Annotated in this window: 6 protein-coding genes and 1 pseudogene; 3 read left to right on the top strand and 4 right to left on the bottom strand. The window is 69.7% G+C overall.

Going from position 1 to position 13,201, the window contains the following annotated elements; translation table 11 throughout:
• The first annotated feature begins 91 nt into the window (after nucleotides 1-91).
• A complete protein-coding gene (locus tag KKR01S_RS06510) occupies nucleotides 92-2,683 on the top strand; it encodes an MMPL family transporter (protein WP_061225598.1) in 2,592 nt (863 codons plus the stop codon).
• A gap of 146 nt (nucleotides 2,684-2,829) precedes the next feature.
• Here KKR01S_RS06510 and menD read toward each other — a convergent pair whose 3' ends face one another.
• The 3 genes from menD to KKR01S_RS06495 all read right to left on the bottom strand — a co-directional run bounded on the left by menD (nucleotide 2,830) and on the right by KKR01S_RS06495 (nucleotide 9,003).
• Complete coding sequence (gene menD / locus KKR01S_RS06505) at nucleotides 2,830-4,749, bottom strand: 2-succinyl-5-enolpyruvyl-6-hydroxy-3-cyclohexene-1-carboxylic-acid synthase (protein ID WP_165596167.1); 1,920 nt, start codon at nucleotides 4,747-4,749, stop codon at nucleotides 2,830-2,832.
• A gap of 841 nt (nucleotides 4,750-5,590) precedes the next feature.
• A complete protein-coding gene (locus tag KKR01S_RS06500) occupies nucleotides 5,591-7,525 on the bottom strand; it encodes an MDR family MFS transporter (RefSeq protein ID WP_061225635.1) in 1,935 nt (644 codons plus the stop codon).
• 443 nt (nucleotides 7,526-7,968) lie between these two features.
• A complete protein-coding gene (locus tag KKR01S_RS06495; protein WP_058743608.1) occupies nucleotides 7,969-9,003 on the bottom strand; it encodes an o-succinylbenzoate synthase in 1,035 nt (344 codons plus the stop codon).
• Nucleotides 9,004-9,178: 175 nt separating this feature from the next.
• Here KKR01S_RS06495 and KKR01S_RS06490 point away from each other — a divergent pair, with 175 nt between their 5' ends.
• Nucleotides 9,179-10,114 carry a phosphatase PAP2 family protein gene (locus KKR01S_RS06490; RefSeq protein ID WP_061225596.1) on the top strand — a complete coding sequence of 312 codons (936 nt, stop codon included), beginning with the start codon at nucleotides 9,179-9,181 and terminating at the stop codon, nucleotides 10,112-10,114.
• A 53-nt stretch (nucleotides 10,115-10,167) separates the two neighbouring features.
• Here the strand turns inward: KKR01S_RS06490 and KKR01S_RS06485 are convergent, their stop codons facing one another.
• Nucleotides 10,168-11,073 carry an MBL fold metallo-hydrolase gene (locus tag KKR01S_RS06485; protein WP_058743610.1) on the bottom strand — a complete coding sequence of 302 codons (906 nt, stop codon included), beginning with the start codon at nucleotides 11,071-11,073 and terminating at the stop codon, nucleotides 10,168-10,170.
• Nucleotides 11,074-12,008: 935 nt separating this feature from the next.
• On the opposite strand from KKR01S_RS06485, the pseudogene KKR01S_RS11600 reads away from it, so the two are divergent.
• A pseudogene (locus KKR01S_RS11600) lies at nucleotides 12,009-13,198 on the top strand (IS3 family transposase).
• Nucleotides 13,199-13,201: the final 3 nt, after the last annotated feature.

Raw genomic sequence — 13,201 nt, 5'->3', positions numbered from 1 at the left:
TCCCCCGGCCGCGCTCGCCCACCCCGGGCCGCGCCCCACCGCCTCTCACCGCATCTGTCTCCCGTCCCGCGAATCGAAGGAAGTCCACCCCGTGGCAACACTCCTGTATAAGATCGGGCGCTTCGCCTCCCGCAAGGCCTGGCTGGTCATCGTGATCTGGCTGCTGGCCCTCGGCGGGGCGATCGGCGCCTACTCCGCCTTCCACACCCAGCTGAGCACCTCCTTCACGCTGCCCGGGTCGGAGACCCAGCGGCTGCAGGATGAGCTGAAGGAGAAGCTGCCCGACGCCAGCCACGGCACCGGGCAGATCGTGCTGAGCACCGACGACGGCAAGGCCTTCACGGACCAGCAGAAGACCGAGGTCGCCCAGGCCCTGGACAAGGTCTCGGACGTGCACGGCGTCGCCTCCGTGATCAACCCGTTCCAGACCCAGCAGTCCCTGGCCGATGCCAAGAAGCAGCTGGACTCCGGCAAGCAGCAGCTGGATCAGGGCCGCGAGCAGCTGCAGGGCGCCCAGCAGCAGGTCACCGACGGGCGCGCCCAGCTGCAGCAGGCCCAGCAGCAGCTGGACGAGCAGCGCCAGAAGCTGCCGGACGACGCCCCGGAGCAGGCCAAGACCGCCCTGGACGACCAGCAGAAGCAGCTGGACGCGAGGAAGAAGGAGCTGGACGAGGCCGCCGCGCAGATCCAGCCGAAGGCCGACGAGCTGAACACCCAGCAGAAGAACTACGAGCGCAACCTCAAGCTGTGGCAGTACTCCTCCGAGGCCAACAGCGTCTCCGATGACGGCTCCACCGCGCTGGCCATGGTCCAGTTCGACGACCCCATCGAGAACGTCTCCGATGAGACGAAGTCCGGGGTGATGGACGCGATGACCAGCTCCTCGATCGACGGGGTGCACGAGGACTTCGATCAGAACATCGCCCAGACCATCGGCGGGCTGGCGGGCCCGGGTGAGATCATCGGCGTCGTCGTGGCCCTGGTGGTGCTGCTGGTGATGCTGGGGACCCTGGTGGCCGCCGGCCTGCCGATCATCGCGGCCCTGCTGGGGGTGGGCATCGGCGTGCTGGTGACCATGTCCCTGTCCAAGGTCGCCGACATCCAGCAGGTCACCCCGATGCTCGGGATGATGCTGGGCCTGGCCGTGGGCATCGACTACTCCCTGTTCATCCTCAACCGGCACCGGAGCAACCTGCGCGAGCGCATGGAGCTGCACGAGTCCGTGGGCGTGGCCGCCGGGACCAGCGGCAACGCCGTGGTGTTCGCCGGCACCACCGTGGTCATCGCGCTGCTGGCCCTGAACGTCATCGGGATCCCGTTCCTGGGCGTGATGGGAACCACCGCGGCCCTGTGCGTGGTGATCGCGGTGCTGGTATCCGTGACCTTCACCCCGGCGATGCTGGGCCTGGTGGGCACCCGGGTGCTCAACCGCACCGAGCGCACCTGGTACCAGGGCACCGGCGGCAAGCACGCGCAGCGACGCAGCGAATCCGAGGCCCGCGGCTGGGCCGGATTCGTCACCGGGCACCCGGTGCTGGCCGGGCTGGGCGCGATCGTGCTGCTGGGGGTCCTCGCGATCCCCACCGCCTCGATGCGCCTGGGCCTGCCGGACGGCTCCACCGAGCCCGAGGACTCCACCCAGTACCGCGCGTACCAGACCATAAAGGACGAGTTCGGGGCCGGGGCCAACGGCTTCGTGCTCGTGGTCGGGCAGCTGCCGGACGGCCTGGATGAGACGGCCGCGCAGGACAAGGAGCTCGCGGTGGCCGATGAGCTGAAGAAGCAGGACGACGTCGTCTCCGTGGTCCCGGCGGGGATCTCCGATGACCGCTCCGTGGCCGTGTACCAGGTGACCCCGAAGGAGGGGCCCAGCGCGCAGTCCACGGTGGATCTGGTCAACCGGCTGCGGGATCTGTCCGCGCAGACGGAGAAGGACGAGGACGTCAGCCTCGGGGTGACCGGACAGACCGGCGGCAACATCGACATCTCCTCGATCCTGGCCGAGGCCCTGCCCAAGTACATCGGGATCGTGCTGGGGCTGAGCTTCCTGGTGCTGATCCTGGTGTTCCGGTCCATCCTGGTGCCGCTGACCGCGACCCTGGGCTTCCTGTTCTCCCTGCTGGGGGCTTTCGGCGGGGTCGTGGCTATCTACCAGTGGGGCTGGCTGGGCCCGGTGGTCGGGGTGCATGACCCGTCCGTGGTGCTGTCCTTCCTGCCGACCCTGCTGGTGGGTATCCTGTTCGGCCTGGCCATGGACTATCAGATGTTCCTGGTCTCCGGGATGCGCGAGGCCTACGTGCACGGGGCGGACGCGCGTTCGGCCGTGGTGCGCGGGTACAACCACTCGGCCCGGGTGGTGGTGGCCGCGGCGATCATCATGCTCAGCGTGTTCGGCGGCTTCGTGTTCTCCGAGCTGACGATGATCCGTCCCATCGGCTTCGGCCTGGCCTTCGGGGTGCTGCTGGACGCCTTCGTGGTGCGCATGACCCTGATCCCGGCGCTGCTGCACCTGCTGGGTGAGAAGGCCTGGTGGCTGCCGAAGTGGCTGGACCGCATCCTGCCGAACGTGGACGTGGAGGGTGCCGGCCTGGAGCGGAAGCTGGAGGGTCGGGACGAGCACCTGGCCCAGAAGGCGGCCCAGGATGACGCCCAGGGCGAGAAGCAGAAGGCCGCAAGGGCCTGACCCGGCGAGTCCTGCGCGCGCGGGACGGCGAGAGCCCCGGATCCAGAAGGGTCCGGGGCTCTCGCCGTGTCTGCGGTGTCGGGTCAGGCGGGGCGGGCCGGTCCCCGGCGGGGGCAGGGCCGGGCCGGTCAGACGCGGGTGCGGGGTCAGGCAGGGTGGGCCAGGGCGTCGTGGAAGGGGCGCAGGTCCGCCCGGGAGCCGCGCACCTCGATGACCTCGATCCCCTCCTCCGGCTCCCGCAGGGCCGCGCGCAGGGCGGCGACGTCATCGGCGCGGACGTAGCGGTGGCCGAAGCCGCGCACCAGGTGTTCCAGGTCCGCCCCGTGCGGGGTGGAGAAGAAGCGCTCGACGGCGTCGGCCCACCCCTGATCCTCGGCGACCTGCCCGTGCTCCAGGGTGGTGAAGATGCCGCCGCCGTCGTCGTTGAACACCACGATCTGCAGGCGCGGGCGCGCCTCGCGGGGCCCGAGGGTCAGGGAGCCGAGGTCGTGCAGGAAGGTGAGGTCCCCGACGAGCAGGCGGACCGGGACGCCCAGGCCCAGGCCGATGCCGGTGGCGGTGGCCGCGGTGCCGTCGATCCCGGCCAGGCCCCGGTTGGCCCACACCCCCGTCAGGGCGCGGTCGGGCGCGGGGGCGAGATCCGCGTCGCGCACGAGGTTGGAGGAGCCCAGGACCAGCGCCGACCCGTCCTGCTCGCAGGCCCGGGTCACGGCCGCGGCGACGGCGGGCCCGGTGGGGAGCTGCCCGGCGGCGGCCAGCCGCTCGATCCGGGCGGCCAGGGCGGCGTCGGCGTCTCGCCAGGCCCGTAGCCAGCCCGGTTCCCCGGTGCCGGCGAAGGCCGCGGCCTCCGCGAGGGTGCGCACGGGCATCTCGGGGCGACGGCGCGGGTCGGCCCAGGCCACGGGGCGGGGCAGGTAGATCACGGCGTCGGTCTGCGGGTCGGCGAGCAGGCGGGTGACCGGCCGGGAGAGGGTGGGCCGACCGAAGAGCACCACCCGCTCGATCCGCCCGCCGAGGCTCTCCTCACCCAGCAGCACCCGGTAGGCGCCGATGGCGTGGGTCCCGCTTCGGGCGTTCGAGGACGGTTCGGCCAGCAGCGGCAGCCCCTGGGCCTCGGCGAAGTCCCGGGCCAGCGGACCGGCCCCGTCCCCGGCGATGACGACGCTGCGCCGCAGCATATCGGCGGGCCGCTCCGGGGTCTCCCCCGAGGCTCTGTTCCCCGCGGCCGCCCCCTCGTCTGCCGCGGGCCGACCCTGGGGCCCGGGCTGGTTCTGGAGTTCTGGCCGGTCCTGGGGCTCCGGCCGCCGACCGGCGGTCACCGGGTTCGTCGAGCGCGCAGCCGGGGGGCGCGCGGCGTGGGCCACGACGGCCTCGAGGGTCGGGTCCGGCAGCGTGGGGGCGGGCTCGGGCTCGAGGCCGGTCACGCCGTCGGCCCAGGCGCGCAGGATCTGGCGCATGCGCCGGTTCGGGTGCAGGGGCTCGTCGAAGGCGCAGTTGATCTGCACGGGGCCGCGAGGCCGCAGGGAGGGCTGGGCCCAGTCCTCGGGGTCGCGACCGGTCAGGGCGGCGAGGGCGTCGGTGAATCCGGCGGTCTGCGGGCCGGGGGTCTGCTCGGGGTAGTCGGTGAGGTCCACGCCGACCCGCACGTGGGTGCCGAAGATGCCGGGCTGGTCCGTGGTCTGGTTGGCGCCGGTGCCGCGCAGCCGCGGGGGCCGGTCCGCGCTGAGCACGGCCAGGGGGACCTCGGCGTGGTGGGCTTCCATGACGGCCGGCAGCAGCTCCCCGACCGCGGTGCCGGAGGTGGTCACCACCGCCGCAGGCGCGCCGGTGGCCTTGGCCAGGCCCAGGGCGGTGAAGCCGGCGGTGCGCTCGTCGATGCGCACGTGCACCTGCAGCGCCCCGGCGTCGGCGGCGGCCGCCAGCGCGTAGGCCAGGGGCGCGGACCGGGAGCCGGGGGCGATCACCGCGTGCCGCATCCCCGCGCGGATCAGCGAGTCCAGGACGGAGACGGCGGTGAGGAACGCGTCGGGACGCTGATCGGGGGCGGGCTCGGCTTCAGGGGTCACCCGCGCCAGTTTACGCGGGCCCGCACCCCGCCCGACGACGCCCACCATCCTCCCCCTGGCATCGACCTCTTCCGCCGGCCTTCCATTGCCCCGTCCTCCCATCGCCGCCGCCCCGCCGACGTCGGATGCCTCGACGCCGCGCCCCAGATCCGCGGTCTCCGTCCTCTTGAAATTTCAGCAGGCTCGGCAGGCTGCACCCTGCGGACCGCCTGAAATTACAGCACCGCCAACGGGAAATGACCCGCAGAAACTCTTGAAATTTCAACGTCCTGGAGGCAGAGATGATCTTCCGAAACTCTTGAAATTTCAGTTTCCTCGACGACGCTTGAATTTTCAGTTCCCGCGACGGGGAATCTCCTGCGAGAGGCTTGAATTTTCAGCGCCGGCGACGGGAGCCATCCGGCCGGGCCCTTGAAAATTCAGCAGGCACGGGGGGTGAAGGCCTGTGGGGGAGTTGAAAATTCAGCTGGCGCGGGCGTAGCTGAATTTTCAGGAAACCGCGAACAACACATCGAGGGGGTGCCTGTTGAAAATTCAGGTGACGCCTCCCCTCCCGCCGGCGGCTCAGTCGCACCGCTCCTCGGCGGCGCAGCGGCCCCCGCTGCCCCGCGACGGCGAGGTCGCCACGACGGCGGGCCGACCGTGGCAGCGGAAAGCGGTCGGCCCGTGAGGGTCACAGCCGCCGCGGCCGGTCGGACGGACCTACCGAACCGGCCTGCCCGGGCGGCGGCCGAAGGCTTGCGCCTTCTAGGCCTACCCCAGCCTGGACCTGCTCCCAGTTCTCGCCCCAGGCCCGGGGCCGGACCTAGGCCCGGCCCCGCCCTCGCCCTAGGGCCTAGACCTACGCCTGGGTCCCGCCACCCTCGGTACGGCCACCCTCGGCCGCGCGGGTTTCGGCGGAGGCGGCGTCGTCGGCCTGGGACTGCAGGCCGGAGCGCTGGCTCAGCGGGGGCACCCGGAAGAACCAGGAGAGCACGAAGGCCGCGAGGATCACGCCCAAGCCCACCCAGTAGATGGTGCGCGCCGAATCGTTGAAGCCCTTCATGAACGGCCGGGTCAGGGCGGCGTCGGCCCCGTTGAGATAGGAGGTGTCGCTCGTGCTGGAACCGGCGCTGCTGCCCATGTCATCCGAGGAGCTGCGGATCTGATCGGCCAGCTTCGGGGCCAGCTCATCCACCCAGTGCTCCCGCTGGGACTCATCGGACCAGTTCACGCTCACCGTGTCCCCATCCACCGACGCCTCGGCCTTCTCGGCCACGGCCTGCAGCACCTGCTGCTTCGCGGCATCGGGGGCACCGGCGGGCAGCTGCTGCTCCGCCTGCTGCACCGCCTGATCCAGCTGGGACTGCACCTGCTTCTTCACCGGGTCCGTGATGGGATCCCAGATCTTCTCCATCACCCCGGCGTTCTCCGCCTTGCCCGCCACGGACGGGTCCAGGGCTGCGTTCAGGGCGGAGCGCAGATCGCCCTCGTCGCCCATCGCGTGGGAGATGTTGGTGGGCATCGCCGTGAACAGCACGGACAGCAGCACCGCCGTGCCCAGGGTTCCGCCGATCTGGCGGAAGAAGGTCGAGGAGCTGGTGGCCACCCCCATGTCCCGCGGGGCCACCGAGGACTGGGAGGCCAGGGTCAGGGACTGCATCAGCTGACCCAGCCCCAGGCCGATGAAGAACATCCCGAGCATCAGGAACCACACCGGCAGGTCGATGGTCATGAAGGTCAGCAGGTAGTAGCCGATCGCGGTGATGAACGTGCCGATCACCGGGAAGATCCGGTACCGGCCGGTCTTGGCCACGATCTGACCGGAGATGATCGAGGAGAGCATGATGCCGCCGACCATCGGCAGCGTCGCGAACCCGGATTCGGTGGGGGTCAGCCCGACGACGATCTGCAGGTACAGCGGGATCGTCATCATCGCGCCGAACATCGCGAAGCCCACGAGGAAGCCCAGCACGGTGGCCATGGAGAAGGTCCCGGAGCGGAACAGCTTCAGCGGGATGATCGCATCCGGGCCCATCTTCGCCTCGATCAGCACGAAGGCGGCGATGCCGACGGCGCCGATCACGTAGCAGGTGATCGCCCCGGCGGAGTCCCAGCCCCAGTCCCGACCCTGCTCGGCCACCAGCAGCAGCGGCAGCAGGGCGGTGATCACGGCGGCCGCACCCCACCAGTCGATGCGCGGCTTCTCGTGCTCGCCCAGGCGCGGCAGGTGCAGGAACGCGATGACCAGGGCCAGGGCGATCACGCCGATGGGCACGTTGATGAGGAAGACCCAGCGCCAGCCCGGGATCCACAGGATCTGGGCGGAGCCGGCGAAGATCCCGCCGAACAGCGGACCGAGCACCGAGGAGATGCCGAACACGGCCAGGAAGTACCCCTGGTACTTGGCCCGCTCCCGCGGGGCGAGCATGTCGCCCATGATCGCCAGCGGCAGGGACATCAGGGCCCCGGCGCCGATGCCCTGGAAGGCGCGGAACCCGGCGAGCATGATCATCGACGTGGAGAAGCTGGACAGCAGCGAGCCCACGATGAACACGCCGATGCCGAAGATGTAGAGGGGTCGGCGCCCGAACACGTCGGAGAGCTTGCCGTAGATGGGCGTGGAGATCGTGGAGGTGATCATGTACGCGGTGGTCACCCACGCCTGCTGATCCAGCCCGTGCAGGTCATCGCCGATGGTGCGGATCGCGGTGCCGACGATGGTCTGGTCCAGGGAGGCCAGGAACATCCCGGACATCAGCCCGACCATCACGAGCATGATCTGGCGCTGGGACATCACGGCCGAGGCCTTGGGCTGCGCCCCCGTCCCGCCGTCTGCCTTCCCACTGCCGGCTTTCCCGCCGCCGGACTTCTCGGCGTGCGGGGCGACGGCGGGCAGGTGCCCGCTGGCCGGTCGGGCGGTCCCGGCGGCGTCGGCCGCGATGACGGCGGCCGTGCCGGTTCCGGTGCCGGCCCCGGCGCCCGGGGTGTGGTGGGTGGCTGGCTCGTGTGCGGCGTCTGCCGCGACGTGCCGGCCCTGGTAGTTCGACATGCAGTTCCTGACCGTGGGTGGTGCTGGGGCCCGCGGCGCGTGAGGGCGGCGGGCGCGGGGCGCAGTGTCCCGCAGGCTCAGAGAACACTACCCCCGGCATCGGCCCCCGGTCACCCCGGTGGTTCGTGATGCTCTGCACTGAGTGCACCCTGACCGCGGCATGCGTTTCTCCCGGGCCCGGTTCCGCTTCAATCCGCCTCGCGGCGCGCGCGCAGCGCCTCGTAGGCGGCGCGGGTGCGCTCCAGCCACCACTCGCGCCGCTGTCCCGTCACCTCGTGGCGCGCCAGCAGATGCTGCTCCGGGGCGGGTCGCGTGACGGGCAGCTCGCCGTCGCGCGGGATGAGGGGGTTCTCCACCAGGTCCTCGGCATAGAGGGAGGCGGTGCCCAGCCCGCAGGCGTGGGGCAGCTGCGGCAAGGCGGCGACCAGGGCGAGTCCCGCGGCCATGCCCACGGAGGATTCCAGGGCGGAGCTGACGACGGCGGGCAGCCCGGCCTGCCGGATCACCCGCAGGGCCGCGCGCACCCCGCCCAGCGGGGCCGCCTTGACCACGATCAGGTCGGCCGCGCCCCGCCGGGCCACCTCCAGCGGGTCCGTCTCCTTGCGCACGGACTCGTCGGCGGCGATGGGGGTGCTCAGGCCGCGGCGTCGGGCCTCCTGACGCAGCCGGGCCAGGCCGTCGATCCCGGCCACGGGCTGCTCGGCGTAGGCCGGGGAGAACTCCTCGAAGGCCTCCAGTGCGGCCAGGGCCTGCTCATGGGTCCAGCCGGCGTTGGCGTCGGTCTTGATGACGGCCTGGGGGGCGGCCTCGCGCACGGCGCGCAGGCGGGCGAGGTCCTCGGCGAGGCTCTGGCCGCGCTCGGCGACCTTGACCTTGACCTCCCGCACCCGCCCGTGGGAGCGGGCCAGCACCGGGGCCACCTGCTCCGGGGGCACGGCCGGCACGGTCGCGTTGATGGGCACGGTGGTGCGCACCGGGGCGGGTGGTTCGCGCCAGGCCATCTCGATGGCGCAGGCCAGCCACCGGGAGGACTCCTGCGGCCCGTATTCCAGGAAGGGGCAGAACTCCCCCCAGCCGGCGGGCCCCCGGAACAGCACGGCCTCCCGGTGGGTGACGCCGCGGAAGCGCACGGACAGCGGCAGGCTCACCACCCGCGCGGTCTCGAGGATCTCCGGCAGGGCGGGCAGGGCGGGTTCGGGTGCGTCGTCGACGGGGGTGCTCATGGTCCCATCGTCCCCCATCCGCCCCATTCAGGAAACGTCCAGGGAAAACGCCCGGAACAGTGAGGTTGTGCTGACAGGATCGACTCCGGTCGATCCCCCGCCGTCCGCCGGCGCGCGGGATCGCAGGCAACTGCGGCACGCGAGAGATGACGGGCGGTGAACGGCGACGAATCCCATGGGACCTGCCCCCGTCTCCCCCGTCTCCGCCGCCTCCGCCCTGCCCCCGGAGGATCCCACTCCGGCCCGGCGACCCGGCGTCGGGACCGTGATCCGGCACCTGCTGGGTGTGGGGCTGATGATCGCGGGACTGTGGGCCACCATCGAGCTGTTCCTGCATCGCAGCGCCGGTCAGCAGATCGACGAGACGGCGCTGGCGGAGGTCAGCAACCGGCTGCAGCGCTACACCGCGCAGTCCTCCTCCCTGCTCAACGCCCTGCCGGCGATCTCGGCGGGTCTGGCGGTGGCGGGGATCCTCATCGTGCTGTTCCGGCGCCACCGCTTCGCCCCCGCCCTGGTGGGGGTGCTGGTGGCGGTGGGCGCCAACGGCAGCGCGCAGCTGCTGAAGTCCACACTGGTCAAGCCGAATCTGGGCATCCAGGATGCGGCGCTGAACTCCCTGCCCTCCGGGCACACGACGTTCGCGATGGCGGCCGGCTCGGCCCTGTTCCTGGCGGCCCCGCGCCGGTGGCGGCCGGGGCTGGCGATCCTGATGTGCGCGTTCGCGGTGGTCACGGGGGTGGCCACGGTGATCAACGGGTGGCACCGCCCGGCGGATGTGGTGGCCGCGATCTTCCTGGTCTCGGCGTGGACGATCCTGGGGATGCTGGTGCTGCGCTTCCTGCCCGCGGAGAACCGGGATGAGTCCGGCACGCGCTTCACGGGGCTGCTGGTGATCCCGCTGTTCACGATCTTCGGGCTGTTCCTGGGGTTCACCGCGCTGGTGACGTACCTGGTGTCCACGTACCAGCATTACCCGGGGGCGGCCCTGCTGGGTAGCCTGTGCCTGATCGGGGCGGTGGGGATGCTGTGCACCGCGCTGATCGTGTGCTTCCTGCGGGGCGGTCTGCGCGCCCCGGTGGAGCGGGCGTACACCAAGGTCTGGACGTACTGACCGCTCCCCCACGGGCGGGCTCGGAAGGCCCTGGGGCTCAGACTGACCGGGGCTCAGACCTGTTCGCCGCGGGTGATGGGGCCGGTGGCGCCTTCCGGGGTCTCCTCGGCGACGAGCGCGTCCCCGGTGAGGCCCTGGGATCTGAGCCATTCGAGCCGGTCCAGGAGCACGCGGGTGACCCCGGCTTCGTAGGGCAGCTTGTACATGGCGGCGGTGGTGGGCCCGGCCAGGGGGTTGGCGGCGGAGGCTTCGATGCGGTTGATGGCTTCGCGCATGGTCTCGGCCTGGCGCTGCACGAAGGTGCGCTCCACGGGCAGGCCGTGGCCGGGGACGAACACGCGGTACCGGTCCAGGCCGGCGACGGTCTGCAGGACCTGCACCCACATGTCGGGGAAGGAGTCGTCGAAGGCGGGGTCCGCGCCCTGCTCGACGACGTCGCCGGTGAACAGGACCTCGTCCACCCCGGCGAGGACGTCGTTGTCGGTGTGCCCGAGGCCCAGGTAGAAGAGGGTGACGGCGCGGTGGCCGAGGTCCACGCGGGTGAAGGAGGCGCGGCCGCCGTCTCCGGGGAGCATGCGGGTGGGCAGGATGATGTCCGTGTTGGGGCCCTGGTGGTGGGCCATCTCGGGTTCGAGGGTCTCCACGAAGCTGCGCTGCCGGTCCGCGTAGCGGGTCATGGCCCGCACGGCCTTGGGGTGGGCCCAGAAGTCCGTGACGCCGTCCGCGGCGAACACGGCGTTGCCGAAGATGTGGTCGTAGTGGGCGTGGGTGTTGACGACGACGAAGGGCAGGTCCGTGATGCGCCGGGCGGCCCGGAAGATCTCCGCGCCCTGGCGGGGCCCGGCCCCGGTGTCGATGACCATGGCCTTGTCCGCCCCGACGACCAGCCCGGAGTTGAGCCGGTAGTCATCCGTGGCGATCAGGTAGATCCCATCCGCGATCTCTTGTGTGCGAGCCATGCCCCCTACGGTACTGGATGCGGCCGCACCCCGCCTGCTGGTGGGGCACCGAAGCGCCGGGGAGGTTCCGCCCTGGTCAGGAACGGATGAGCGAAGAGGTCTTCCAGATGACGCAGCCACACACCGAGGACTGAGCGACTGATCGGGGCCTGCATATCAATTTTTTGCGAGTTCGTACTCACGGCAAACGCCACATTTTTGCGATTCGAACGAGCTACCTGTAGATGTTCACCACATCCTTCGAACCGCCAGGGAACCTGACGTAACCCAGACCATCCTATAGGTCTTGTTCAATTTTATTCTATATTGCAACCTGTCCGGACTATCTCCCCAAATATTTTGATTGATCGATATACCCCCACACTCTTTGGTCTCCAAATTCAAAGAGGATTTACCCCAGGCGGTCGGCCCATCATTACCCCTAGCATAGGTAACGCGCTTATTTACGGGCGTGCATTCTGCAGAATAATTAAATATATTATTAACAGGAGCCGTGAATGCGAAGATCAGTGCACACGCCCCGAAAATTATTGCGACGGTGAATAAGGCCAGCTCAACTCTACTCTTGAATCTTTTCACTTGAATTCATCGTCCTGCGGGGTCACGAACTGCACTGCATCCCCACCTCACCCGATACAACCATATTCATCCAGCTTAGGTAGCAAGTTGCCCCGCTGACGCCCACCCCTAACGATCACGTCGCCCCCGTTCCCGATCTCCAGTGCGCGACCCATGTACCCTACCATTACCTTACTGGACGGTGGGGTCGAGCGCTGACGGTGGCTGCACGGAACTGGTGGATCGAGGGCGCTGCCACCCAGATGCTTCTGCGCACGAGGTTCTGAAGCGTCCCGTGTTCCGTTCCGGCCTACTTCCTCAAGGAGGATCAGGACACGCCCCAGAAGTACGGCCCCGTATTCAAGACCCGGGCCGTGATGCTCATCGACGAACACCTCCAAGCTGAGCAGTGCTCTGCCTGGAGCGCCTGCACCGCAGTCAGTGAATCCGTCGGCGGGATCTCAACCCCACACCCTGCGGGGCTGGTGGAGACAAGACCGCATCGACCACGGCCAGGCCCCGGGACTGAGCACCGCTGAAGCCGAGGAGATCACCAGGCTGCGCCGAGAGAACCGCGAGTTGCGCCGCGCGGACGAGAACCTGCGCAAGACCTCAGATTTCTTCGCATCGGAACCCACCCACCCCACGACGAGGTGATCGCGTTCATCGACGAGAACCTGGATCAATTCGGGGTCCGGGTCATCTGCCGCACCGTGGGTGCGGCGGAATGTGGGTTCATCACCTCCATCGGCTACCGCTCGGCCAAGGCCGGGCCTGGCTCCGCACGGGCCCGATGCGACGAGATCCTCATCCAGGAGCTCCAACGGATCCACCAAGACAACGACAGCGTCTACGGGGCCAGGAAGATGCACTAGGCGATGCTCCGTCCGGCTAAAAGGTCGGCCGGGACCAGGCCGCCTGACTGATGAAACTCGCCGGGCTAGAAGGGGCCAGGCACGGCCGTCAGCTGATCATCCCGCGCCCTACCGGGGCACCGGGTGACCGTCCGGCATGGTCGAACGCCGCTTCGCTGCTGAACAGCCCCACCAGCTGTGAGTCGCTGACATCACCTACGTGCGCACCCTGGGAGAGTTCGCCTACACGGCGTTCATCACCGATATCTGCTGCCGTCGGATAGTCGGCTGGTCTGTATCCTCTTCGCTACATACTGACCGGTTGCCATTGCTGGAACTGAAAGACGACATGGCGAGCACCGGGGGCCAGCAGCAACGGGCAGGGGCTGATCCACCACTGCGACAGAGGCTACCAGTACGTCAGTCTGGTCTACCCGGATGCGGTCATCGCCGCCGGGGTGACTGCTTCGGTGGGCACTGTGGGCGACAGCTATGACAAAACCCTCGCCGGGGACAGTCATTGGCCTCTACAAGGCTGAGCTGATCCGCTCCAAACGGGTCTGGGAATCCACCGCGGCCGTGGAGCTGGCCACGACGGGTGGGTGCATTGGTGGAGCATGACCCGGAGGCACGAGGTCCTGAGTTACCACACTCCTGCGGAGGTCGAGGGGACCTACAATCAGGAGCAGGGCGTAGCGCCCGTTGCGTCGTAAACT

It is taken from the genome of Rothia kristinae NBRC 15354 (genome assembly GCF_001570865.1).
Lineage (GTDB): Bacteria > Actinomycetota > Actinomycetes > Actinomycetales > Micrococcaceae > Rothia > Rothia kristinae.
Note: the sequence above shows the minus strand (reverse complement) of the source record. Positions and strands in the feature narration are given on the sequence as shown.

Bases quoted from the DNA above. Each gene is read 5' to 3' on its own strand.
- KKR01S_RS06490 (WP_061225596.1), top strand. From the start codon at position 9,179: ATGGGACCTGCCCCCGTCTCCCCCGTCTCCGCCGCCTCCGCCCTGCCC.
- KKR01S_RS06500 (WP_061225635.1), bottom strand. From the start codon at position 7,525: ATGTCCCAGCGCCAGATCATGCTCGTGATGGTCGGGCTGATGTCCGGG.
- KKR01S_RS06495 (WP_058743608.1), bottom strand. From the start codon at position 9,003: ATGAGCACCCCCGTCGACGACGCACCCGAACCCGCCCTGCCCGCCCTG.
- KKR01S_RS06485 (WP_058743610.1), bottom strand. From the start codon at position 11,073: ATGGCTCGCACACAAGAGATCGCGGATGGGATCTACCTGATCGCCACG.